Source organism: Actinocatenispora comari (assembly GCF_017312725.1).
GTDB lineage: Bacteria > Actinomycetota > Actinomycetes > Mycobacteriales > Micromonosporaceae > Actinocatenispora > Actinocatenispora comari.
In genome coordinates, this window is record NZ_BOPO01000024.1 from 12,380 (window position 1) to 34,990 (window position 22,611).

23 protein-coding genes are annotated in these 22,611 nt (G+C 73.9%); 10 read left to right on the forward strand and 13 right to left on the reverse strand.

All coding sequences use genetic code 11. The features are described from left to right. Positions 1–53 precede the first annotated feature (53 nt). Positions 54–938 (reverse strand): carbon-nitrogen hydrolase family protein, encoded by an 885-nt coding sequence (locus tag NUM_RS08645; protein WP_207124279.1) that lies wholly within the window; start codon positions 936–938, stop codon positions 54–56. A 109-nt stretch (positions 939–1,047) separates the two neighbouring features. On the opposite strand from NUM_RS08645, the gene NUM_RS08650 reads away from it, so the two are divergent. The 5 genes from NUM_RS08650 to NUM_RS08670 all read left to right on the forward strand — a co-directional run bounded on the left by NUM_RS08650 (position 1,048) and on the right by NUM_RS08670 (position 5,837). Next, the gene (locus tag NUM_RS08650; RefSeq protein WP_207124280.1) at positions 1,048–2,190 is read left to right on the forward strand and encodes a CaiB/BaiF CoA transferase family protein; all 1,143 of its coding nucleotides are present in this window, start codon (positions 1,048–1,050) and stop codon (positions 2,188–2,190) included. A 117-nt stretch (positions 2,191–2,307) separates the two neighbouring features. After that, positions 2,308–2,913, forward strand: coding sequence for a DUF1707 SHOCT-like domain-containing protein (locus tag NUM_RS08655; RefSeq protein WP_207124281.1), 606 nt, complete (start codon positions 2,308–2,310; stop codon positions 2,911–2,913). Positions 2,914–2,985: 72 nt separating this feature from the next. After that, positions 2,986–3,558 (forward strand): TetR/AcrR family transcriptional regulator, encoded by a 573-nt coding sequence (locus NUM_RS08660; RefSeq protein ID WP_207124282.1) that lies wholly within the window; start codon positions 2,986–2,988, stop codon positions 3,556–3,558. 99 nt (positions 3,559–3,657) lie between these two features. Next, complete coding sequence (locus NUM_RS08665) at positions 3,658–4,872, forward strand: hypothetical protein (RefSeq protein WP_207124283.1); 1,215 nt, start codon at positions 3,658–3,660, stop codon at positions 4,870–4,872. Between the two features lie 230 nt (positions 4,873–5,102). After that, positions 5,103–5,837 (forward strand): SDR family oxidoreductase, encoded by a 735-nt coding sequence (locus tag NUM_RS08670; protein ID WP_207124284.1) that lies wholly within the window; start codon positions 5,103–5,105, stop codon positions 5,835–5,837. Positions 5,838–5,954: 117 nt separating this feature from the next. On the opposite strand, the gene NUM_RS08675 is transcribed toward NUM_RS08670, so the two are convergent. From NUM_RS08675 to NUM_RS08685, 3 genes are all read right to left on the reverse strand, one after another. After that, complete coding sequence (locus tag NUM_RS08675) at positions 5,955–7,277, reverse strand: GAF domain-containing protein (protein WP_207124285.1); 1,323 nt, start codon at positions 7,275–7,277, stop codon at positions 5,955–5,957. 239 nt (positions 7,278–7,516) lie between these two features. Beyond that, complete coding sequence (locus NUM_RS08680; RefSeq protein ID WP_225918427.1) at positions 7,517–8,305, reverse strand: enoyl-CoA hydratase/isomerase family protein; 789 nt, start codon at positions 8,303–8,305, stop codon at positions 7,517–7,519. Between the two features lie 293 nt (positions 8,306–8,598). Next, complete coding sequence (locus NUM_RS08685) at positions 8,599–8,826, reverse strand: helix-turn-helix domain-containing protein (protein WP_030447508.1); 228 nt, start codon at positions 8,824–8,826, stop codon at positions 8,599–8,601. A gap of 132 nt (positions 8,827–8,958) precedes the next feature. Between NUM_RS08685 and NUM_RS08690 the strand changes: the two genes are divergently transcribed. Beyond that, entirely contained in the window at positions 8,959–10,182 is a 1,224-nt protein-coding gene (locus NUM_RS08690) for a hypothetical protein (protein ID WP_207124286.1), read from the forward strand. 143 nt (positions 10,183–10,325) lie between these two features. On the opposite strand, the gene NUM_RS08695 is transcribed toward NUM_RS08690, so the two are convergent. After that, entirely contained in the window at positions 10,326–11,321 is a 996-nt protein-coding gene (locus NUM_RS08695) for an ArsR/SmtB family transcription factor (protein ID WP_225918428.1), read from the reverse strand. A 37-nt stretch (positions 11,322–11,358) separates the two neighbouring features. Here NUM_RS08695 and NUM_RS08700 point away from each other — a divergent pair, with 37 nt between their 5' ends. Continuing rightward, positions 11,359–12,654, forward strand: coding sequence for an MFS transporter (locus NUM_RS08700; RefSeq protein WP_207124287.1), 1,296 nt, complete (start codon positions 11,359–11,361; stop codon positions 12,652–12,654). Next, positions 12,651–13,103 (forward strand): GNAT family N-acetyltransferase, encoded by a 453-nt coding sequence (locus tag NUM_RS08705; RefSeq protein ID WP_207124288.1) that lies wholly within the window; start codon positions 12,651–12,653, stop codon positions 13,101–13,103. Before NUM_RS08700 ends, NUM_RS08705 begins: the two co-directional genes overlap by 4 nt. Positions 13,104–13,201: 98 nt before the next feature. On the opposite strand, the gene NUM_RS08710 is transcribed toward NUM_RS08705, so the two are convergent. Continuing rightward, a complete protein-coding gene (locus NUM_RS08710) occupies positions 13,202–14,824 on the reverse strand; it encodes an ABC-F family ATP-binding cassette domain-containing protein (RefSeq protein WP_207124289.1) in 1,623 nt (540 codons plus the stop codon). Between the two features lie 278 nt (positions 14,825–15,102). On the opposite strand from NUM_RS08710, the gene ypfJ reads away from it, so the two are divergent. Continuing rightward, a complete protein-coding gene (gene ypfJ / locus NUM_RS08715) occupies positions 15,103–16,011 on the forward strand; it encodes a KPN_02809 family neutral zinc metallopeptidase (protein ID WP_207124290.1) in 909 nt (302 codons plus the stop codon). A gap of 173 nt (positions 16,012–16,184) precedes the next feature. Here ypfJ and NUM_RS08720 read toward each other — a convergent pair whose 3' ends face one another. Further along, entirely contained in the window at positions 16,185–16,919 is a 735-nt protein-coding gene (locus tag NUM_RS08720; protein ID WP_207124291.1) for an acVLRF1 family peptidyl-tRNA hydrolase, read from the reverse strand. A gap of 71 nt (positions 16,920–16,990) precedes the next feature. Here NUM_RS08720 and NUM_RS08725 point away from each other — a divergent pair, with 71 nt between their 5' ends. After that, complete coding sequence (locus NUM_RS08725) at positions 16,991–17,695, forward strand: DNA alkylation repair protein (protein WP_225918429.1); 705 nt, start codon at positions 16,991–16,993, stop codon at positions 17,693–17,695. A 154-nt stretch (positions 17,696–17,849) separates the two neighbouring features. On the opposite strand, the gene NUM_RS08730 is transcribed toward NUM_RS08725, so the two are convergent. The 6 genes from NUM_RS08730 to sufD form a co-directional block, all read right to left on the reverse strand. Continuing rightward, the gene (locus tag NUM_RS08730; protein ID WP_207124292.1) at positions 17,850–18,296 is read right to left on the reverse strand and encodes a metal-sulfur cluster assembly factor; all 447 of its coding nucleotides are present in this window, start codon (positions 18,294–18,296) and stop codon (positions 17,850–17,852) included. Continuing rightward, a complete protein-coding gene (sufU, locus tag NUM_RS08735) occupies positions 18,296–18,787 on the reverse strand; it encodes a Fe-S cluster assembly sulfur transfer protein SufU (RefSeq protein ID WP_207124293.1) in 492 nt (163 codons plus the stop codon). Before sufU ends, NUM_RS08730 begins: the two co-directional genes overlap by 1 nt. Before the next feature lie 44 nt (positions 18,788–18,831). Next, positions 18,832–20,142: a cysteine desulfurase gene (locus NUM_RS08740; protein WP_308440558.1), complete on the reverse strand. Its 1,311-nt coding sequence runs from the start codon at positions 20,140–20,142 to the stop codon at positions 18,832–18,834. A 13-nt stretch (positions 20,143–20,155) separates the two neighbouring features. Beyond that, complete coding sequence (gene sufC, locus NUM_RS08745) at positions 20,156–20,920, reverse strand: Fe-S cluster assembly ATPase SufC (RefSeq protein ID WP_030447519.1); 765 nt, start codon at positions 20,918–20,920, stop codon at positions 20,156–20,158. Between the two features lie 121 nt (positions 20,921–21,041). Beyond that, positions 21,042–21,365: a non-heme iron oxygenase ferredoxin subunit gene (locus NUM_RS08750; RefSeq protein ID WP_207124356.1), complete on the reverse strand. Its 324-nt coding sequence runs from the start codon at positions 21,363–21,365 to the stop codon at positions 21,042–21,044. A gap of 1 nt (position 21,366) precedes the next feature. Then, the gene (gene sufD, locus NUM_RS08755) at positions 21,367–22,560 is read right to left on the reverse strand and encodes a Fe-S cluster assembly protein SufD (protein ID WP_207124295.1); all 1,194 of its coding nucleotides are present in this window, start codon (positions 22,558–22,560) and stop codon (positions 21,367–21,369) included. Between the last annotated feature and the right edge of the window lie 51 nt (positions 22,561–22,611).

Consider the following 22,611-nt stretch of genomic DNA (forward strand, 5'->3'; position numbering starts at 1 on the left):
CTCGGGACCAGTGGGTCCGGCCGCTCACCTCGGGACCGGCACCCGCCGGCCCGTCAGCCGCGGTCGACGGCGAGCAGCCGGCGCTCGGCCGGCTCGGCCAGCGCGGCGTCGACCAGCATCGTCTGCGCGCCCCGGGTCGCCGCGAGCAGCACCGGATCCAGGTCGGCGACCAGTACCGTCTCGCCGGTGTCCGGCGCCCGCACCAGCGCCCGGCCCTCCGGGTCGTACACCGCCGAACCGCCGTTGAACCGCCACGGGTCGGCACCGCCGACCGCGTTGGAGAACACCACGAACATCGTGTTGTCCAGGGCGCGGGCCGGGTAGTAGAGGTCGCGGCGGTGCTCGCCCCCCACCACGTACGCGGTCGGGTAGAGCATCGCGTGCGCGCCGGCCCGGGCCGCGGCCCGGGCGTGCTCCGGGAAGCAGCCGTCGTAGCAGATGCCCACGCCCAGCCGCCAGCCGTGCACGGTCAGGGTGGTCGCCTCGGTACCGGGCACGAACAGGTCGGTCTCCTCCACCCCGCACAGGTGCCGCTTGTGGTACGCGTCCCGGATCGAACCGTCCGGGCCGACCAGCAGCGCCGCCAGGTAGCGACCGCCGTCCGCGGCCCGTACCGCGGCGCCGACCAGCACCGCGACCCGGTGCGTCGAGGCCGCGGTGGACAACCCGTCCAGCCGCGGATCGGTGACGGCACCGGCGTCGTCGGCGGCCACCTCGCACCGGCTCGGGTCGGCGGCGAGGGTCGGCGGGTGGTACCCGGGGAGGAACAGCTCGGGCAGCACCAGCAGCCGCACCCCGTCGGCGGCAGCGGTCGCCACCAACCGGGCCGCGGTGGCCGCGTTGCCGGCAAGATCTCCCGGCTCGGCGGCGGCCTGGCCGGCCCCGACCCGCAGCACGGTCTCCGGCAGCGCCACCGCCGGCTCGTTGGGCTCCGTCATCCGCACGCTCCGCTCCGCTCGCTCACCCGCCATGGTGCCAGCCGGCGCGCGGTGCGGTCGCGGGCGCCGGGCAGGATGGCGGTCTGGACGCGGATCGGGAGGCATTCGGATGCAGGGACCGTTGGCGGGATTCCGGATCGTGGAACTGGCCGGGATCGGCCCGGCGCCGTTCGCCGGCATGATGCTGGCCGACCTCGGCGCCGATGTGGTGCGGGTCGACCGGCCCGGCGGCCAACCGGTCCCGCTCGCGGCGGGCCACCAGGTGCTCGCCCGCAGCCGGCGCTCGCTCGCGGTCGACCTCAAGCAACCGGACGGGGTGGCCGTGGTGCGCCGGCTGGTGGCCGGCGCCGACGCGCTGATCGAGGGGTACCGGCCGGGTGTCGCCGAGCGGCTCGGCCTCGGCCCGGACGAGTGCCTCGCCGCCAACCCGCGCCTGGTGTACGGGCGGATGACCGGCTGGGGCCAGACCGGCCCGCTGGCCGACCGGGCCGGGCACGACATCGACTTCATCGCGCTGGCCGGGGCGCTCGGGCTGGTCGGGGACGCCGACGCGGCGCCGACCGTACCGCTGAACCTGATCGGCGACTTCGGCGGCGGCGGCATGCTCCTCGCGGTCGGCGTGCTCGCCGCGCTGCTCGGCGCCGGCCGGACCGGTCGCGGCCAGGTGGTCGACGCGGCGATGGTGGACGGCGCGGCGGTACTGCTGTCGATGACGCTCGGGATGCGCTCGGCCGGGATGTGGGGCGGCCGCCGCGGCCGCAACCTGCTCGACGGCGGCGCCCCGTTCTACGCCGTGTACCGCTGCGCGGACGGCGGCTACGTGGCGGTCGGCGCGCTGGAGGACCCGTTCTACGCGGCGCTGCTGGACGGTCTGGGGCTGGCCGACGACGAGACCGTCCCGGACCGCACCGATCGGTCGGCGTGGCCGCGGCTGCGGGAACGGTTCACCGCGGCATTCGCCGGCCGCACCCGGGACGAGTGGGCCGACCGCTTCGCCGGTACCGACGCGTGCGTGGCGCCGGTGCTCGACCCGGACGAGGCCGCCGCGCACCCGCACCTCGCGCAGCGCGGCACGTACCGGCGGGACGGCGGGGTGCTGCAACCGGCCCCGGCCCCACGGTTCTCGGCCACCCCGGCCGGTACCCCGACGCCGGCGCCGGCGGCCGGCGCGCACACCGACGAGATCCTCACCGAGCTGGGCTACCCGGATGCCGAGCGGGCCGCGCTGCGCGCCGTCGGCGCCGTCGCCTGACCTCGTCCGGAGCGCGCGGCGGGCCGGTGGCGGGCGCTCCGGACGGAGCGCGCGGCGGGCCGGTGGCGGGCGCCGGGCGGAACCCCACTGTCGCGCCGCACCGCCTAGGCTGGGCGGATGCACGAGACGGGATCGCTGGTGCCCTCCGACGACGACGCGACCGCGGTGCGGCAGCGGGCCTCGGACACCGACCGCAGCCGCTACGCCGAGGTGGTCCAGGCGGCGGTCGGCGACGGCCGGCTGGACCTGACCGAGGCCGACGAGCGGCTCACCCGGGTGTACGCGGCGCGCACCATCGACGAGCTGACCCGCATCGTGGCCGACCTCGGGGCGGCGCCGGGCCCGGGGGCCTCCCGGCGCTCGGTGCTGGAGCTGCGCACCCGCAGCGCCCGGGTGCGCCAGGACGGCCCCTGGGAGGTGCCGCCGCACGTGATCGCCGAGGCGGCCAGCGGTCAGGTCCGGCTGGATTTCACCGCCGCGGTGTGCCCGCACCGGGAGGTGCGGGTCGACGCGACCTGCCGCTCCGGCAGCATTCTGCTGATCGTGCCGCGCGGCTGGGAGGTCCGGATCGAGCAGCAGGAGACCCGCAGCGGCGCGGTGCGCAACAAGGTCACCGAGCCCTCCCGGCCGGGCGCCCCGCTGATCCGGCTGTACGCCAGCACCACCTCGGGCCGGGTGGTGGCGCGCCACCCGTACGGGCGGAAGGGGCGGGTCGGCCGGTGACGGTGCCGACCCTCGGCTAGCAATCCGTACGTACGGATTGCGATCGGCCGGATCGGCTGGCACGATCGACTGGTGCCCCGGGTCAGTCAAGAGCATCTCGACGCCCGCCGCCGGCAGATCCTCACCGGCGCGCGGACCTGCTTCGCCCGGCACGGCTACGAGGGCGCCACGGTGCGCCGGCTGGAGGACGCGATCGGGCTGTCCCGCGGCGCGATCTTCCACCACTTCCGGGACAAGGAGTCGCTGTTTCTCGCCGTCGCCGAGGACGACGCGGCGAACATGGTGGCCACCGTCGCTGACAACGGCCTGGTCCAGGTGATGCGGGACATGGCCGCGCACGCGCACGAGCCGGAGGTCAGCGGCTGGCTGGGTACCCAGCTGGAGGTGTCCCGGCGGCTGCGCACCGACCCGGAGTTCGCCCGCCGCTGGGCGCAGCGGTCCGAGGCGATCGCCGCGGCGACCCGGGACCGGCTGCTGCGCCAGTACGAGGCCGGGGTGCTGCGCGACGACGTACCGATCGAGACGCTGCAGCGGTTCCTGGAGCTGGCGCACGACGGGCTGGTGCTCTACCTCGCGATGGGCAGCTCGGTCGACGACATCGAACCGGTGCTCGACCTGGTCGAGGAGACCGTCCGCCGCCGCTGAGCGCCGGTCTCGCTGAAGGTTTCTGACATCCCATGCTGCGATGGGTGCATATTTCCGTGCGATTTCGCTAAGGTGCTCCCAACTCGCACGGAGGTGATCATGAACCACCCACCCCAGTGGTCTCGTCGGCGCGTCCTGATCGGCGGCGCGGTGGCCACCGCCGCCGCCACCGGGCTCGCCGCGCTCGGCACGCCCGGTGCCGCCGCGGCGGCGACCTACCCCGCCCCGGTACGGCTCGATCCGGACGCGTTCCGCCTCACCGCCGGGCCGCGCAACGACGCGCTGCTGCACGGCCTGGACCGCGACCTGCCCCGCGCCTCGGTACGGGAGGTGCTCGCGGCCGCCGACCGGGTCGGCGCCGCCGCCACCCCGCACGCCACCGGCCTGGCTGCCGCGTTCACCTGGAACGACGAGGACGGCGCCACCGCGGACTGGTACCCGCAGGGCATCTCCACCAGCGGCGACGCCTCCCCCAGCGGCCGGTACGACGGCAAGCGGATGCTGTTCTGCAGCTGGTACTCCAAGAGCACCGCCCCGGACAAGGGCTCTCGGGTGTCGTTCATCGACTACACCGACCCGGCCGCACCGCGCTACCGGCACGTGCTGCTGGTCGAGCCGTACGTCGGCGACGACGGCCGGCCGGACTTCCGCGCGGTGCCGGTGCACGCCGGCGGCATCGTCGTCTACGGCCACCTGCTGTTCGTGGTGGACACCTGGAACGGCTTCCGGGTCTTCGACCTGCGGCACATCTGGCGGGTGGACGACTCGGACGGCAACGCGGTCGGCCGCGCCGCCGACGGCAGCTACCAGGGCTTCGGCCACGCGTACGTGCTGCCGCAGTCGACCGCGTACCTGTCCTCGACCACCGGCGACGTGCCGCAGCTGCGGTACTCGTGCTGCGGGCTGGACCGCAGCGGCGAGGCACCGAGCATCGTGGTCGCCGAATACAACGTGGACGGTGAGGACACCACCGGCGCCGGCGCCCGGGTCGTGCGCTTCCCGCTCTCCGGCCCGACCTTCGCCACCGCCGGCGACGGGCAGGTGCACGGCACCGAGGCGTACCAGGTGTTCGTGCGCAGCATCCAGGGCGGCGTGGCACACGGCGACCGGTTCTTCCTGTCCCGCAGCAACGGCACCACGCACTACAGCGGGCTGGTCACCTTCACCGCCGACACCGCACCGGTACTGGCCGACGAGTCGATGCCGATCGGCACCGAGGACCTGTCGTACTGGCCCGGCCGCGACGAGGTGTGGACCCTGTGCGAGCATCCCGGCCTGCGGTTCGTCCTCGCGGTCGAGGCCGCCGCGTTCTGACCGGCCGGCGGCCCGGCCCGGCACCGTCCGGGCCGGGCCGGGCCGAGCCATTCGACGGCCGGGCGCCGGACCGAGCCCTCGACGGCCGGACCGCCGGTCGAGCCTTTCCACGGCCGGGCCGCCGGACCGAGCCTCTCGACGGCCGGACCGTCGCCCGGATCGCAACTGTGCGCCGGGCCGAACCCGACCGGTACCGGGCAGCGGCGTCGACCGGGATCTAGGCTCAGCCCATGGATCTCGGACTTTCCGGCCGGGTGTACCTGGTCACCGGCGGCAGCGCCGGCCTCGGCTTCGCGACCGCACGGGCGTTGGTCGACGACGGCGCCCGCGTCGTCCTCTCCTCCCGCGCGCAGGACAAGGTGGACCGGGCGGTGGCCGACCTCGGCGCCGACCACGCCGTCGGGCTCGCCGCCGACCTGGCCGACCCGGTCACCCCGCAACGGCTCATCGACACCGCCACCTCGACGTACGGGCGGCTCGACGGCGCGCTGCTGTCGGTCGGCGGGCCGCCACCGGCCACCGCCGCCGGCGCCACCGACGAGCAGTGGCGGCAGGCGTTCGAGACGGTCTTCCTCGGCGCGGTGCGCGCCGCCCGCACGGTCGCAGCGGCGCTGACCGACGGTGGCGCGATCGGCCTGGTGCTGTCCTCCTCGGTGCGCTCCCCCATCACCGGGCTGGGCGTCTCCAACGGCCTGCGGCCCGGCCTCGCCATGGTCACCAAGGACATGGCCGACGAGTACGGTCCGCGCGGGGTGCGGCTGGTCGGCCTGCTGCCCGGCCGGATCGCCACCGACCGGATCCTGGAACTCGACCACGGCACGCCGCAGTACGGCGGGATCCCGTTGGGCCGTTACGGAACGCCGGCGGAGTTCGGTGCGGTCGCCGCGTTCGTGCTCTCCCCCGCCGCGAGCTACCTGACCGGCAGCCTCGTCACCGTCGACGGCGGCGCCCTGCGCTGCCTCTGAGCCGCGCCGCGCCGCGACCGGGCGCGGGAAGTTGCGCGGCCGCCCCGACGGTACGGACCGGGGCGGCCGCAGGTACCCGGGCACAGCCGGACAGGCACCCGGGTAGCGCCCGTGAGGTTACGACCGCCACCGTTGCATCCGGGTTGCGCGCCGCGCGACACCGAGATCTGCGTCCAGCCGGGCCAACCGCACCGCGTACTCCCGGCGACGCGGCGAGTCCGCCGGCAGCGCGGCGAGGGTGGCGCGGACCACCTCGGTGTCGCCGACACCGAGGTCGCTGTCGGCGAACCGGACCAGCGCCGTCGCGTCCCGGCTGGCCAGGACGGCGGCACGCAGCTGCGCGGCGAGATCGGCCCGCAGCGCCACCACCTCCGGCGCCTGCGACCCGGCCAGTACCGGCAGGCCGGCCAGGGCCAGCGCCCGGCGCCAGGAACCGCGCGCGAGCAGCGCCCGCGCCTGCGCGAGGTCGGTGCGTACCGGCCGGCCCAACCGGTACGGCCGGGAGCGCAGCGCGAGCTCGGGCAGCAGGGCCCGCAGCCGGGACAGCTCCGCCCGCACCGTGACGGTCGCCGTGCTGTCGGGATACAGCGCGACCGCGAGCTGCTCGGCGCTGCGGCCGGCGGGGTGTTCGCTGAGTACCAGCAGCAGCTCCGCGTGCCGCGGGCTCAACTCGACGGTGCGGTGCGGCAGTCGCAGCCGGCCGCTCTCCCCGCACACGGTCAGCTGGGCCGGTTCCGGCGCCACCACCGGCCGCGGCCGGGCCAGCCGCTGCACCCGCAGCTCGGTCTCCACCGCCACCGCGGTGGCACGGACCAGGGCCAGCGTGTGCGGCGCAGCGACCTGGTCGCCGCCGGTGACGTCGACGAAGCCGAGTACCGCACCGGTGTCCGGGTCGTGGACCGGCGCGGCCGAACAGCTCCACGGCACGACCCGGCTGGCGAAGTGCTCGGCGCCGAAGACCTGCACGCTGTGGTCGACCGCGAGCGCCATGCCCACCGCGTTGGTACCGGCGTGCCGCTCACCCCAGTTCGACCCGGCCAGGAAGTGCATCGACTCGGCGCGGGCGCGCAGCTGCCGGTCGCCCTCCACCCACAGCAGCCGGCCGGCCGCGTCACCGACCGCGACGATCAGCCCGTCCACCCCGGCGCTGTCCACCAGCAACCGCCGCACGACCGGCATCGCCGCCGCGAGCTGGTGGTCGGCCCGCAGCTCGCGCAGCGCGTCCTCGGACAGCTCGACCGGCGTCTCGTGCCGGTCCGGGTCGATGCCGCTCGCCGCCGATCGCCGCCACGACTCGGCGACCACCCGCCGCACCGGCCCGGCGGCCGTACCGGTGCCGAGGAACCGGTCGCGGGCCCCGGCCAGCGCCCGACCCAAGACCCCCGGATCCGCCCCCACCGGCCACGCCAACCACTGCTCGACCATCCGCTGCTCACCCATCTGCGCCCCGCCCGCCGCATGAGCGTCCCCGTCGGCACGATCAACCAGCCTCGGCCCCACCAGGACATGCCCCGAACAGGTGACCATGTCCGCAACGACCCGACAATGCCGGCCAGACGCACCCGTTACCTGCGCAGTGTCCGGGAGAGGCAGGAACCGGTCAACGCGCGGCTACCCGTCCGGGTGCTGACGGATTTCCGTCACGTCCGGGTGGCGACCCGGCCGGACCCCCACGATCGCTACTCGCCGCGCCCGGCGAGATCGGCGATGCGGCGCACCTGGGCCTCCCGTTCGGCCGCCAGCTGTCCGGGCAGGTCGTTGCCGATCGCGGCCCGCAGCAGCGCCTTCGTCTCCACCGAGGCGGCGCGCGGTGCCGCTCGCAGCGCCGCGACCAGGTCACCGGTGGCGGTGTCCAGCTCGGCGAGCGGCACGCTGAGCGTCGCCAGACCCAGCCGGTACGCCTCGGCGGCGCCGACCCGCCGGCCGGTCACGCAGATCTCCAGCGCGTGGCTGTAGCCGACCAGCTCCACCAGATGCTTGGTGCCGCCGAGGTCGGGCACCAGCCCCAGGCTCGTCTCGGCCATCGTGAACTGCGCGTCGTCGGCGACGATCCGCAGGTCGCAGGCCAGCGCGAGCTGGAAACCGGCGCCGACCGCGTGGCCCTGCACGGCGGCGACCGACAGCAGGTCGGGCCGGCGCAGCCAGTCGAACGCCTGCTGGAACTCGGCGATCACGTCGGCGCACTGGTCGGCCGGCAACTCCGCCAGCCCGAGCAGACCGGGATCGTCGGGGGCGGAGCCGGCCAGTACCGCGGTGTCCAGGCCGGCGGAGAAGCCGCGGCCGGCGCCGCGCACCACCACGACCCGGACGTCACCGGCGAGCTCGCGACCGATCTCGCGCAGCTGCGCCCACATCTGCGGGGTCTGCGCGTTGTAGACCTCGGGGCGGTTCAGGGTCACGGTCGCCACGTCGTCGACGACCGACCACAGCACATCGCCGGACGTCGAGGGATCCTGCTGCGCGGGCACGCTCGTCCTCCAGCCGTCGGGAGTGTGTCACGCTACCGGTCGGCCGGCCTGCCGGACACCGGGGGCGGTGCGCAGGCTGACGGCTCGCGCCGCCGGCTGGTCGGAACGACGACCGACCAACCGGCTCCGCTCAAGAGGTCCCGGCACGAAGGCGCTGGACGACCGTCGAGGCTCAGGCGGGCTGCCAGGGCGGAGTCTCGAGCGCACACCGGTGTCGGGTGCACCCGTGCCGACGACGCGGGCAGCATCGTGCCGAGTCCGGCAGACGCCAACAGCCTCTCTGTCGGGACCGCTCAGGACTTCTTGCGGCGGCGGGCCCCGCCGCGCTGACGCAGTTGGACGCCGGACTCGGTCAGCACACGATGGATGAATCCGTACGAACGGCCCGTCGAGGCCGCAAGAGAACGGATGCTCTCCCCGCCGTTGTAGCGCTTGACCAGGTCCTTCGCCAGCGTCTGACGTTCGGCGCCGACGATCCGCCGCCCCTTCTCCGTGCTCGTGCTGGTGCCGGTGGCAGCCATATCGATCCCTCACGTTTCACGGTGAGTGGTCCAACGGCCCCCGTTGGACCGTCACAACGATCATGCGGCACGACCACCACTCTCGCCAACCGAACAGCCACCACCTGTCGCCTACCCGATACCGTGTCGGCCGTGACGGACAGCGAACGCCCGGGCCGGCGCGACCGGACGGCGACGGATCTGGGCGGTTGGCTGCTGCTCGTCGCAATCGGGCTCGCCGCGGTCGCGCTCGCCGGTACCCCGGCCGGCGGCGCCGTGCCACCCTTCCTCGACGGGTACCGGTTCGCCCCGTCGCCGTGGCTCGCCGCCGCGGTGGCGCTGGCCGCGGCGGTCGTCGGTGGCCAGGCGGTCCTGTCCCGGCTCGCGCGGCGGCCGCCGTTCGTCGCGGTCCAGGCGGTCGCCTACCTCGCCGCACTCGGCTGGGCGCTGGCCCTCGGGGCGGGCCGGCGCAGCGCGCCCGCCGACCCGGTCACCGGCGGCCCGGTCGACTACCTGCACGAGTTCGTCGACCGGCATGCCGCCGGTGGGCGCCCGCCCGGTGCCGGGCTGTTGCTGTGGGCGATCGACCGGCTCGGCCTGCCGGGCACCCTGACGCTCACCGCGCTCGGCGCGCTGGCGGTACCGCTGCTGCTCGGTGCCGCGCGCAACATCTGCGGTGAGACGGCGGCCCGCGGGTTCGCGCCGGTGCTGGTCCTCGCGCCGTACGGGGCGTTCTTCGCCGGCGGCACCGACGGCGTCGCGGCCGCGCTCGGCGCCGGGCTGGTCGCGGCCGGCGCGCGGGCGAGCGACCGGGGCCGGACGGGTTGGCGGGCCACCGGCTGGGCGCTGCTCGCCGGGCTGTTGCTCGGGCTGGCCGCGCTGCTGAGCTACCCGACGGTCTGGCTCGGCAGCTGCGTGGTGCTGCTCTACTTCGCTCGCCGCCGGGCCTTCCTGAACCTCGCCACCGGGCTGGGTGCGCTGGTGCTGCCGGTCGTCGCGACCGCCGGCGGGTACGCCTGGACCGCGGGGCTGGTCGCCGCCCGCGGCCGCGCCGTTCCGGCACTGTGGTGGGGCGCGATCGGGCTGGTCACGCTGCTGATCCTGACCGGGCCGCCGGTCGTCGCGAGCCTGCGCAAGGTGCGCAACACGCCGGGCTGGCCGGGGCTGGTCGGCGCCGGCGTCGCGGTCGCGTTCACCGTGCTCGGCGGGTTCGCCGCCGACGACGTGGCGACCGCCTGGCTGCCGTTCTTCGGTTGGTCGACGATCGCGGTCACCGCGCCGCGCCGGCAGGCCGGGCCGCCGGTGCCGGTACCGCTGCTGCTGACCGGTTCCGGCGCGCTGGTCGGCCTGCTCGTCGCGGCCGGCACCACCGCCTGACCGAACCCGGCGCTGCCTGAGCGAACGGCGCTGCCTGAGCGAACCCGGCGCTGCCTGCGCGGGCCGGGCGCGCGCTGTCGAGCTGCCGTACCCGGCGGCGCGGGCCCGCGTTCCGCCGCCGAGCCAACGGTGGCGGCAGGGTGTCAGGGCGCGGCGCCGGTCGGTACCACCGGGTCGGCGAGCCGGTCGCCCAGGGTGGTGCGGGTGTAGAGCACGCTGCGACCGCTGCGGGCCCGGGCGACCAGCCCGGCGGCGTGCAGGACCGACAGCTGCTGGCTGACCGCCGCCGCCGTGACGCCGAGCCGGTAGGCGAGCTCGGTGGTACTGGCCGGGTGGCGCAGCAGCGCGAGCAGCCGGGCCCGGGGCGCGCCGATCAACCGCGCCAGCGCCGCCTCGGTCGGCGGCGCCGCGGCCTCCCACAGCGTCGAGCGGCCGCGCGCCGGGTACGAGATGACCGGTGGCACGGCCGGGTCGACGACGGTCATCGCACCACGCGCGAACACGCTGGGTACCAGGGCGAGGCCGCGACCGGCGACCTCCACCGCGCTGTACTGGGGACGGCTGGCCTGCCGGATCGTGAGCACCCCGGCGGACCAGGACAGCCGGTCCTGCAGGTCGGCGAACAGCGCCCGGGCACCGCCGGCGGCGAGCCGCCGGCTGCGGTACACGATGTCGGCGTCCAGGATCGCGCGCAGCCGCGGCCACCAGGGCCGCACGCAGCGCCGCCAGTACCGGTCCAGCACGGTGGCGATCCGCTCGACCAGCGCGTCGGGGTCCGCACCCCCGTCGGCCAGTACCGGCGGCAACCGGTCCGGGCCGTAGACGGCGAGGATGTCGTGCCAGCCGAGCGCGCCCGGGGTGGCTCGGACGGTGGCGAGCTGGTCGGCGAACCGCGGTCCGGGCGCCTGCGGGCGCGGGGTGAGGAAGTCGGGCAGCCAGCGCCGCGGCGGCATCATCGCGTACAGCAGCTCCACGTCCTCGGGGTTGAGATGCTCGGCGACGTCGTCGTGCCAGGGCAGCCGCGGCGCGTACACGCCGGGCAGCACCAGCGCCCGGATGCTGTACACGGTCTCCTGCAGCGGCGAGTACGCGAACCACATCGACGCGAGGTCGGTCACGCCCAGTCGAAGCTCCAACATTAAGCGCCAGTCTAAATCCATTGGCCGGGTGCCCGGGGTGACATGGACTGGGAGCATGTTCAGCGCGGCACCGGACACCCGGGTCAAGACCACCGTCCGCCACCGGATCGCCGGCCTGGTGCCGGACGACACGGTGACCCGGCGGCTGGCCGTACAGACGCTGATCAACACGCTGGGCAACGGCCTGTTCATGACCGTCAGCGCGGTGTTCTTCACCCGCTCGGTCGGGCTGTCCGCGGTGCAGGTCGGGCTCGGCCTCACCATCGCCGGCGCCTGCGGGGTGGCAGCCGGGATTCCGCTGGGTCAGCTGGCCGACCGGCTCGGCGCGAAGCGGCTGTTGATCGGGCTCTACCTGGCCCAGGCGGTCGGCCTGAGCTGCTACGCCCTGGTCGGCTCGTTCCCGGCGTTCCTGGTGGTGGCCTGCCTGGTGACCGCGCTGGACTCCGGCGGCCGGTCGGTGAAGAACGCGATGCTCGCGACCGCGCTGCCCGCCGAGAGCCGGGTACGCAGCCGGGCCTACCTGCGCGCGGTCACCAACGTGGGCATCGGCGCCGGCTCCGCGCTCGCCGCGGTGGCGCTGTCGATCGACACCCGGACCGGCTACCTGAGCCTGATCGCGGTGGACGCCGCCACGTTCCTCGCCACCACGCTGCTGCTGCGCGGCATCCCGGCCGGTACGCCGGCGCCGCGACAGCCCGACGCACCGCGCGGCCGGCGGCTCGGCGCGCTGGGCGACCCGGCCTTCCTCGCCGTCACCGCGCTCAACGGGGTGCTGGCCATCCAGTTCAGCCTCATCGACGTGACCGTGCCGCTGTGGGTAGTCGGGCACACGCACGCGCCCGCCGCGGTGGTGTCCGCGATCATGATCACCAACACCGTGCTGATCGTGCTGTTCCAGGTGCGGGCCACCCGCAACATCGCCGACCCGGCACCGGCCGCCCGGGTCGCCCGGCGCGCCGGCCTGCTGCTCGCCGCCGCCTGCGCGGTGTACGGTCTGGCGCACGGCGTCGGCCCGCTGCCCGCGGTACTGATCCTGCTCGCGGCGACGGTGTTGCAGGCGGTCGCCGAGATGCTGTCGTCGGCGGCCGGCTGGGCGCTGAGCTACGAGCTCGCCGATCCGGCCGCGCCCGGCGCGTACCAGGGGCTGTACAACACCGGGTTCGCCGCGGCGAGCATGCTGGCACCGGCGCTGACCACCAACACCGCGATCCGGTTCGGGCTGGGCGGCTGGCTGGTGCTGGGCGCGCTGTTCGCGGTTGCCGGCGTGGCGCTGGTACCGGTCACCCGCTGGGCCCTGGCCACCCGACCGTCCACAGTGGAGGAAACGGCATGACTGACCTGACCGTACGGCGCGCGACCCGTGACGACGTGCCCGCGCTGGTGGCGCTGATCGCGGCCGACCAGCTCGGCGCCGGCCGGGAGACGCCGGACGACCCGACGCCCTACCTCGCCGCGTTCGACGCGATCGACGCCGATGCGAACCAGTACCTCGCCGTCGCCGAGCTCGACGGCGCGCTGGTCGGCACGCTGCAACTGACGTACCTGCCGGGGCTGTCGCATCGTGGCGGCTGGCGGTCCCAGATCGAGGCGGTCCGCATCGCCGAGCCGCACCGCGGCAGCGGCCTGGGCAGCGAACTGATCGGGTGGGCGATCGAGCGGGCGCGCGAGCGCGGCTGCCGGATGGTGCAGCTGACCTCGAACGCCAGCCGGGACGGCGCGCACCGCTTCTACACCCGGCTCGGCTTCGCACCCAGCCACGTCGGTTTCAAGCTCGCGCTCTGACCCGCAGCGCCGGGCCGGCGGCGGGCGCGGCTCGACGATCCGACCCGCACCCCGGTCCGACCGAGCAACCACGCCGGCCGATACCTCGGTGTACGGCGTCAGGCCAGCTCGACGAGCTCCAACAGGTCGTCGCTCCAGGCGTCCTCGTCGCCGTCGGGCAGCAGGATCGCCCGGTCCGGCCGCAGCGCCTGCACCGCGCCCGGGTCGTGGGTGACCAGCACGATCGCGCCGGGGAACCGGGAGATCGCGTCCAGCACCTGCTCCCGGCTGATCGGGTCGAGGTTGTTCGTCGGCTCGTCCAGCAGCAGCACGTTCGCGCCCGAGGTCACCAGGGTGGCCAGCGCCAGCCGGGTCTTCTCACCGCCGGAGAGCACCCCGGCCGGCTTGTCCACGTCGTCGCCGGAGAACAGGAACGCGCCGAGGATCTTGCGCAGGTCGGTGTCGGTCTGCTTGCCGCCGTTGGCCGAGTCGGCGGTGCGCATGTGCTCCAGTACCGACCGGTCGACGTCGAGTGTCTCGTGCTCCTGCGCGTAGTAGCCGATCCGCAGGCCGTGCCCGGGCACCAGCTCGCCGGTGTCGGGCTGCTCGTACCCGCCGATCAGCCGCAGCAGGGTGGTCTTGCCGGCGCCGTTGAGGCCGAGGATGACCACCCGGGAGCCGCGGTCGACGTTCACGTCGACGTCGACGAACACCTCCAGCGACCCGTACGACTTGGACAGGCCGCGGGCGGTCAGCGGCACCTTGCCGCACGGCGCCGGGTTGGGGAACCGCACTTTCGCCACCTTGTCGGCGACCCGGACCTCCTCCAGCCCGGACAGCAGCTTCTCCGCCCGGCGGGCCATGTTCTGCGCGGCGGTCGCCTTCGTCGCCTTGGCGCCGAGCTTCGCCGCCTGCGCCTGCAGCGCGCCGGCCTTGCGCTCGGCGTTGGCCCGCTCCCGGCGCCGGCGCCGCTCGTCGGTCTCCCGCTGCTCCTGGTACTTCTTCCAGCCCATGTTGTACGCGTCGACCACCGAGCGGTTCGCGTCCAGATACCAGACCTTGTTGACCACGTCGGCGAGCAGCTCGACGTCGTGGCTGATCACGATCAGGCCGCCCTTGTGCCCGGATAGGAAGCCGCGCAGCCAGGTGATCGAGTCCGCGTCCAGGTGGTTGGTCGGCTCGTCCAGCAGCAGGGTCCCGCCCGCGGCACCTTCGGAGAACAGGATCCGGGCCAGCTCGATGCGCCGGCGCTGACCGCCGGACAGGGTGCGCAGCGGCTGGGCCAGCGAACGGTCCGGCAGGGCCAGGTTCGCGCAGATCCGGGCGGCCTCGGCCTCCGCCGCGTACCCGCCGAGCGCGGCGAACCGGTCCTCCAGGTTGCCGTACCGGCGGACCAGCTTGTCGCGCTGGCCGTCGTCGGCCGCCTCGGCCAGCGCGGTCTGCAGCTTGGCCATCTCGGTCAGCAGGGTGTCCAGGCCCCGGGCGGACAGCACCCGGTCGCGGCCGGTGACATCGAGGTCGCCGGTACGGGGATCCTGCGGCAGGTAGCCGATCGGGCCGCGGCGGTCGACGGATCCCGCGTACGGGGTGGCCTCGCCGGCGAGCACCTTCAGCGTGGTGGTCTTGCCGGCACCGTTGCGGCCGACCAGGCCGATCCGGTCACCGGGTTGCACCCGCAGCGCGGTGTCGGACAGCAGGATGCGGGATCCGGCACGCAGTTCCAGACCGGAAACGGTGATCATGGGATGACGCTGCCTCTCTGAGGGAAAGGGGACCGACCGCGGGCACACGAAAGCACCGGCTGAGCGATCTCAGTCGGTGCTGGGCTGGTCAGTCTTCGCAGAGGAGCACTCGTCAAGTGTAGCGGAGCACGCCGGGTGAGCTGCCAGTGATTTACGGCAAGCCGGCCCCGCCGCCAGTACCGTGTGCACCGTCAGTCAGATCAACACCGCCGGGTCCGGCACGAGCGTCGGGCCCCGGGCTGTCCCAGCGACCAGCACGCGAGCGACCCGGAGCGCCGATGGGAATCAACGACGACGCCGACCTCGACACCGGGCAGGTGCAGGACCTGCGCGGATCGGGCGGGTCGGGCGCGTTCGGCCGGCTGCCCGGCGGTGGGTTCACCGCCGGCGGCGGCATCCTCGGGCTGATCGTGGTGATCGTGCTCGGCGTCCTCGGCGGAACCGGACATCTCGGGCTCGGCGGCGACGGCGGACAGGGGTCCGGCGGCGATCTGGCGAAGTCCTGCTCGGCGGCCGATCCGGACCGGTTCGAGCGCACCGACTGCCGCAACGTGCTCTACGTCAACTCGGTCCAGGCGTACTGGCGGGGCGCGCTGCCGGCCAGCTTTCACACCACCTACCGCACCGCGCCCACCCGGTTCTTCTCCCAGGTGGTACGCACCGGGTGCGGCCAGGCCGACTCCGGCGTCGGACCGTTCTACTGCCCCGCCGACGAGGCCGTCTACATCGACCTGAGCTTCTACGACCAGCTCGCCGGCCGCCAGTTCGGCGCACCCGGCGACTTCGCCCAGGCGTACGTGCTGGCACACGAGTACGGCCACCACGTGCAGACGCTGCTGGGCACCGAGCAGAAGGTGCGGGCGGCACAGCAGCGCGACCCGGGCAACGCCAACCGGTACTCGATCGCGCTGGAGCTGCAGGCGGACTGCTACGCGGGCGCGTGGGCCAGGCACGCCGCGCAGACCACCGACGAGAAGGGCAACCACCTGTTCACCGCAGTCACGCCGACCGAGATCGACCAGGCGCTCACCGCGGCCCAGGCGGTCGGCGACGACACCATCCAGTCCCGGTCCGGTGGCGGCATCCACCAGGAGTCCTGGACGCACGGGTCCGGCCAGCAGCGGCAGCACTGGTTCGCCACCGGCTACGACAGCGGCGACCCGACCGCCTGCCGCACCTTCGACTGACCGCTCGGATCGGTCGCCTGGCTCGACGAGCCGGGCCTCGGTCGCCCGGCCCGGTCCGCCGGACACGGACCTCGGTCGTCCGGCTCGGCCAGCCGGAGCCGGACGTCATCCGCCCGGCTCGGCCAGCCGGACACGGACCTCGGTCGTCCGGCCCGGTCAGCCGGATCCGGACGTCATTCGCCCGGCTCGGTGAGCCGGATCCGGACGTCGCGGTACCGGCGGGCCACCTCGACCAGCGTCGCGCGCCGCGGTTCCGGTACGTCCGGCAGCTCCACCCGGGGCAGCGCGGCGAACTGCCGCAGCCGGGGGTCGTCGAGCACCGCGGTCAGCAACGCCCGGTCGCCGCCCACCACCAGGCCGGACAACGACGTCTCGACCGACAGCAGCCGGGCGGCGTGGTCGGCCGCGGCGCCGGTCGACTCGCGGGTCTGCTTGTCCCGGCGGCGGGCGAACCGCTGCTGCGACCAGCCGCCCGCGGCGGTGCGACCCTGCACGTACCGGGTGTCCACCTTCGAGGCGACCAGCCGGTCGCCCGCCGCGACGCCGACCGCGTGCGCGCCGCGGCGGACCAGCAGCAGGCCGACCCGGCGGGTCGCGCCGGCGGCGGCGACCAGCGCCGCGCCACCGGCACCGGGCTCGGCGGCAGCAGCGCCGGGCGCCACGGGGGCGACTTCGGCGTCAGGTTCGGCGACAGCGGAGCCGGCACCGGGCTCGGCCGGCCAGCCGAACGGGAGATGGCACTCGGCGCGGGCGCCGTCCGGTGCCGAAGCGACCGCGCCGTCCGGAATGCCCGACCAGGTCAGCGGCGTACCGTGGCGCTCGCCGAACCCGGCCAGCCAGCGCGGCAGCCGGGCCGGGTCGAGCGGGATCCACCGGCCACCGCCCGCCGCCGGACGTGGTTTGGGCACCCGCGACCTCCCGACACGCCGATCCGACGATCTTCGCTTCCTGCCCGCCGACGGTACGCGATGCTGGATGCGTGGCCGACACCACGAGCGGGACCGAGCTGGCCGAACGGGTACTAGACCGGCTCGGCACCCTGTACGAGCCGGCGCGCGACGAGACGCGGGCGGCCGCGATGACCCGGTACATGCGCGGCGAGTTCCCGTTCCTGGGCATCCCGGCTCCGCGCCAGCGGATGCTCGCCCGGCAGGCCATCGGCACCCTGCCCCGGCCGGCGGAGCCGGACCTGGCCGCGGTCGCCGCCGCCTGCTGGGACCGCCCGGAGCGCGAGTACCAGTACTTCGCCTGCGGGTACCTGCGCCGCTACGTACGGCTGTGCTCCGCCTCGTTCGCCGGTACGGTGCAGCGACTGATCACGACGAAGTCGTGGTGGGACACCGTCGACCCGCTCGCCGCGCACGTGGTCGGCGGGCTCGTGGCGCGGCATCCGCGGCTGGGCACGCTGATGGACGACTGGGCGCTGTCCGACGACCGCTGGCTGGTGCGCACCGCGCTGCTGCACCAGCTGCACTACCGGGAGAACACCGACGCGAAGCGGCTGTTCCGGTACTGCACGGAACAGTCCGCGCATCCGGACTTCTTCGTCCGCAAGGCGATCGGGTGGGCGCTGCGCGAGTACGCGAAGACCGACCCGGGCGCGGTCCGCCGGTACGTGGCGGCGCACCGTGGCCGGATGTCGCCGCTGTCGGTGCGCGAGGCGCTCAAGCACTTCGCCGGCTGACCGCCTGCCCCACTCCCCCGGCTCCGCGCGCCACAAGGGGTCGGCGACGCCGAACCCGGCCGGCGGCCTGGGACGTCCAAGCACGGCCCGGTGGCCGGAGACGCCGCGACCCGGCCCGCACGGAGGCGGACCGGGTCGCGGTGACGGCGTCGACTCAGACGTTGAAGCCGAGCGAGCGCAGCTGCTCGCGACCGTCGTCGGTGATCTTGTCCGGCCCCCACGGCGGGATCCACACCCAGTTGATCCGCACGCCGCCGACCAGCGGGCTCGGCCCGCCGCACAGCGCCTGCTGCGCCTGGTCCTCGATCACGTCGGTCAGCGGGCACGCCGCCGAGGTCAGCGTCATGTCCACGATCGCGGTGTTCTCGTCGTCCACGTACAGGCCATAGATCAGGCCGAGGTCGACCACGTTGATCCCGAGCTCCGGGTCGACGACGTCCCGGAGCGCCTCCTCGACATCCTCGATCTTCGCCTTGGCGCCCGCGTCGGCGGCGGCCGGCGGGTCGGCCGGGGCCGGCTGCGGCGCCTGCTCGGTGGGTTCCGGCTCGGTCGCGCCGGCCAGTCCGGCCGGGTCGGCCGTGCGCGTCTGTTGCTCGCTCATCAGTTGCCTCCTGCGGTTTCCGCGGTGGCCCGCGCGGCGGCGTCCTTGAACGCCATCCAGGACAGTAGTGCGCACTTGACCCGGGCCGGGTACCGCGCGACGCCGGCGAACGCGACCGCGTCCTCCAGCAGCTCCTCGTCCGGTTCGACCTGACCGCGACCGGTCATCAGCTCGTTGAACGCCTCGTGCAGCCGCAGCGCCTCGTCCAGGGTGCGGCCCGACACCAGGTCGTGCAGCACGCTCGCGGACGCCTGGCTGATCGAGCACCCCATCCCGTCGTACGACACGTCGGACACCCGCGCCTTGTCGCCGTCGCCGGTCAGGTGCACCCGGACGGTCATCTCGTCACCGCAGGTCGGGTTGACGTGATGCGCCTCGGCCACGTGCGGCTCGGCCTGACCGGCCGCGGTGTCCGGCTCCCGCAGGCCACGCCCGTGCGGGTGCTTGTAGTGATCCAGGATGATCTCCTGGTAGAGCGAGTCAAGCTGCATCTCGGGTCATGATCCTCGGGTCGGTCTGGTCGGGTGAGACACGCTCAGGAAAACAGCTTCCGGACGCTGCCAATTCCTCGGACCAGCGCGTCGATCTCCTCGGTCGTCGTGTACAGGTAGAACGAGGCACGGGTGACCGCAGGAACGCCGAACCGGGCACAGGTGGGCCGGGCGCAGCCGTGACCCACCCGAACCGCGACCCCCTCGGCGTCCAGCACCTGGCCCACGTCGTGCGGGTGGATGCCGTCCAGCGCGAACGAGATCGTACCGCCGCGGCCGACCGGGACCTCCGGGCCGAAGATCCGCAGCCCCGGGATCTCGGTGAGCGCGTCCAGCGCGTACGCGGTGAGCTCCTTCTCGTGCCAGCGCACCGCGTCCATGCCGATCGAGGTCAGGTAGTCGACCGCCGCGCCGAGCCCGACGGCCTGCGCGATCGGCGGCGTACCCGCCTCGAACCGGGCCGGTGGCGGGGCGAAGGTCGAGCCCTCCATCTTCACCGTCTCGATCATCTCGCCGCCGCCCAGGAACGGCGGCATCGCGTCGAGCAGCTCCGCGCGGCCCCACAGCACCCCGATGCCGGTCGGGCCGCACATCTTGTGCCCGGTGAAGGCGAGGAAGTCGACGTCCAGGTCGACCACGTCGACCGGCGAGTGCGGCACCGCCTGGGAGGCGTCCAGCATCACCAGCGCGCCGACCTCGTGCGCCCGCCGGACGATCTCGCCCACCGGGTTGATGGTGCCGAGGATGTTCGACTGCAGCACGTACGAGACGATCTTGGTCTTCTCGTTGACCAGCTCGTCCAGGTTCGACGTGTCGAGCCGGCCGTTGTCGGTGATGCCGAACCAGCGCAGCGTCGCGCCGGTGCGCTGGCACAGCAGCTGCCACGGCACGATGTTCGAGTGGTGCTCCATCTCGGAGATCACCACCTCGTCACCGGGGCCCAGCCGGAACCGCGGATCGACCTCGGCGCCGGCATGGCCGAACGAGTACGCCACCAGGTTCATCGCCTCGGACGAGTTCTTGGTGAACACGATCTCGCCGGCGGTACTGGCGCCGATGAACCGGGCGATCTTCGCGCGGGCCCCCTCGTACGCCTCGGTGGCCTCGGTACCGAGGGTGTGCACGGCCCGGGCCACGTTGGCGTTGTGGTGCTCGTAGTGGTCGGCGAGCACCTCCAGCACCTGGCGCGGTTTCTGCGAGGTGTTGGCCGAGTCGAGGTAGACCAGCGGGTGACCGTCGATCTCCCGGGTCAGGATCGGGAAGTCGGCCCGGACCTTCGCCACGTCGAAGCGCGGCACGTCGGCGTACTGCGGCATACCGGTGTGCCGGCCCGCCGCGCGCGTGTCGCTGGTCATCTCGATCATCGCCTCATGCACCCACCTTGTTGACGAACCGCTCGTAGCCGGACGCCTCCAGGTCCTCGGCGAGCTCCTTGCCGCCCTCTTCGACGATCCGGCCGGCGACGAACACGTGCACGAAGTCGGGCTGCACGTACCGCAGGATCCGGGTGTAGTGGGTGATCACCACCAGGCCGGTCGAGCCGGCGTCCTTGACCCGGTTGATGCCCTGGCTGACCTCGCGCAGGGCGTCGATGTCCAGCCCGGAGTCGGTCTCGTCCAGGATCGCCATCTTCGGCTTGAGCAGCTCCAGCTGCACGATCTCGTGCCGCTTCTTCTCGCCGCCGGAGAAGCCCTCGTTGACGTTGCGCTCGGCGAACGCCGGGTCCATGCCCAGCTTCTCCATCGAGGTGCGCAGCTCCTTGACCCAGGTACGCAGCTTCGGCGCCTCACCGTCGATCGCCGTCTTCGCGGTACGCAGGAAGTTCGCCACCGACACGCCCGGCACCTCGACCGGGTACTGCATGGCGAGGAACAGGCCGGCCCGGGCGCGCGCGTCGACGCTCATCGACAGCACGTCCTCGCCGTCCAGCGTCACGCTGCCGCTGGTGATCTTGTACTTCGGGTGGCCGGCGATCGCGTACGCGGTCGTCGACTTGCCCGAGCCGTTCGGACCCATGATCGCGTGCGTCTCCCCGGACCGGATGGTCAGGTCGACGCCGTGCAGGATCGGCTTCAACTCGTCCTCGGACACCTGCACCGATGCGTGCAGGTCGCGGATCTCCAGAACGCTCACGTCAGTCCTTGCTCTTTCGTCGTTCGGCGGTCAGCCGTCTGGTCTCGCCGGCTGCTGCCGGCCGTCTCGTCTCGCCGGCAACCGCCGGCCGTGCCGTGCCGCCGGCTGCCGCCGGCCGTGTTCACTTCTTCGGTTCGGGGCACACGTAGATGTCGTCGTCGCGGATCTCGACCGGGTAGACCGGCACCGGCTCGGTGGCCGGCAGCCCGGTCGGCGCACCGGTGCGCAGGTCGAAGCGGGAGCCGTGCAGCCAGCACTCCAACGTGCAGCCCTCGATCTCCCCCTCGCTCAGCGGCACCTCGGCGTGCGAGCACACGTCGCGGATCGCGTACACCTCGCCGTTGTCGGTGTGCACCACCGCGATCGGCTCGTCGTCGATGTCGACGTGCACCGCGGTGCCCTTCTCGATCTCGTCGAGGCCGCAGATGCGCAGGTAGTCGGCCATCTCAGGCACCGGCCCTGGTCAGCCGCTGGTCGATCTCGCCCTCCAGCCGCTCGCGCAGCTCGCCGGCCGGGATCTTCTCCAGCAGTTCGACGAAGAAGCCGCGGACCACCAGCCGCCGCGCGGACAGCTCGTCGATGCCGCGCGACATCAGGTAGAACAGGTGCTCGTCCTCGAACCGACCGGTGGCGCTGGCGTGCCCGGCGCCGACGATCTCGCCGGTCTCGATCTCCAGGTTCGGCACCGAGTCGGCCCGCGCGCCGTCGGTGAGCACCAGGTTCCGGTTCACCTCGTACGTGTCGGTGCCGGTGGCGTTCGCCCCGATCAGCACGTCGCCGACCCAGACGGTGTGCGCGTCGGCGCCCTGCAGCGCGCCGCGGTAGGTGACCCGGCTGCGGCAGTCGTTGACCTGGTGCTCGACGAACTGGCGGTGTTCGAGGTGCTGCCCACCGTCGGCGAAGTAGACCCCGTAGGCCTCCAGGTCGCCACCCGGCCCCGCGTACTCCACCGAGACGTACTGCCGGACCAGGTCACCGCCGAGGTTGACGGCCACGTGCACGGCCCGGGCGTCCCGGCCCAGCCGCAGCTTCTGGTGCTGCGCCTGCACCGCGTCGCCGGCCCAGTCGGCCACCCACACCAGGGTCAGCCTGGCGCCGTCACCGACCACCACCTCGACGTTGTCGGCGTGGGTGGTGCTGCCGGTCTGGTCCACGATCAGGGTCACCTCGGCCAGCGCACCGACCTCGATGAAGGTGTGCCCGAACGACGCACCGTCGGCGCCGGCACCGGTCAGCCGCACCGTCACCGGCTCGGCGACCACCGCCTCGGCCGCCACGTCGACGACCAGCGTCTCGGTCGACCGCTGGTAGGCCAGCGCGCTGATCCGGTCGAACGGGGTCAGCACGGAGCCCTTGCGCGGTTCGTCGGACACCCGGCGGATGGTCACCCCGGCCGGCGGCTCGTCGAACCGCGCGGCCGGCGGCGTGCCACCGTCGGCGAAGGTGTCGTCGGTCAACCCGCGCAGCCGCTTGATCGGGGTGAACCGCCACTCCTCCTCGCGGCCGGTCACCGCCGGGAAGTCGGCCACCGCGAACGAGCGCAGTGCCTGTGCCTTGGTCTCCGCCGGCTTGGTCGCGGCCACCGCCGCCTCGCCCCCGTGGCTGTGCGGGCGCGACACGACGGGTACGTCAGTCGTCATCGTGCGAGTGTTCTCCTGCAATTCGTGGCCCGTACGGGCTCAGCTGGTCAG

Coding starts and splice junctions, on each gene's coding strand:
- NUM_RS08645 (WP_207124279.1), bottom strand. CDS start 938: ATGACGGAGCCCAACGAGCCGGCGGTGGCGCTGCCGGAGACCGTGCTG.
- NUM_RS08650 (WP_207124280.1), top strand. CDS start 1,048: ATGCAGGGACCGTTGGCGGGATTCCGGATCGTGGAACTGGCCGGGATC.
- NUM_RS08655 (WP_207124281.1), top strand. CDS start 2,308: ATGCACGAGACGGGATCGCTGGTGCCCTCCGACGACGACGCGACCGCG.
- NUM_RS08665 (WP_207124283.1), top strand. CDS start 3,658: ATGAACCACCCACCCCAGTGGTCTCGTCGGCGCGTCCTGATCGGCGGC.
- NUM_RS08670 (WP_207124284.1), top strand. CDS start 5,103: ATGGATCTCGGACTTTCCGGCCGGGTGTACCTGGTCACCGGCGGCAGC.
- NUM_RS08675 (WP_207124285.1), bottom strand. CDS start 7,277: ATGGGTGAGCAGCGGATGGTCGAGCAGTGGTTGGCGTGGCCGGTGGGG.
- NUM_RS08685 (WP_030447508.1), bottom strand. CDS start 8,826: ATGGCTGCCACCGGCACCAGCACGAGCACGGAGAAGGGGCGGCGGATC.
- NUM_RS08695 (WP_225918428.1), bottom strand. CDS start 11,321: ATGTTGGAGCTTCGACTGGGCGTGACCGACCTCGCGTCGATGTGGTTC.
- NUM_RS08705 (WP_207124288.1), top strand. CDS start 12,651: ATGACTGACCTGACCGTACGGCGCGCGACCCGTGACGACGTGCCCGCG.
- NUM_RS08710 (WP_207124289.1), bottom strand. CDS start 14,824: ATGATCACCGTTTCCGGTCTGGAACTGCGTGCCGGATCCCGCATCCTG.
- ypfJ (WP_207124290.1), top strand. CDS start 15,103: ATGGGAATCAACGACGACGCCGACCTCGACACCGGGCAGGTGCAGGAC.
- NUM_RS08730 (WP_207124292.1), bottom strand. CDS start 18,296: ATGAGCGAGCAACAGACGCGCACGGCCGACCCGGCCGGACTGGCCGGC.
- sufU (WP_207124293.1), bottom strand. CDS start 18,787: ATGCAGCTTGACTCGCTCTACCAGGAGATCATCCTGGATCACTACAAG.
- NUM_RS08740 (WP_308440558.1), bottom strand. CDS start 20,142: ATGACCAGCGACACGCGCGCGGCGGGCCGGCACACCGGTATGCCGCAG.
- NUM_RS08750 (WP_207124356.1), bottom strand. CDS start 21,365: ATGGCCGACTACCTGCGCATCTGCGGCCTCGACGAGATCGAGAAGGGC.
- sufD (WP_207124295.1), bottom strand. CDS start 22,560: ATGACGACTGACGTACCCGTCGTGTCGCGCCCGCACAGCCACGGGGGC.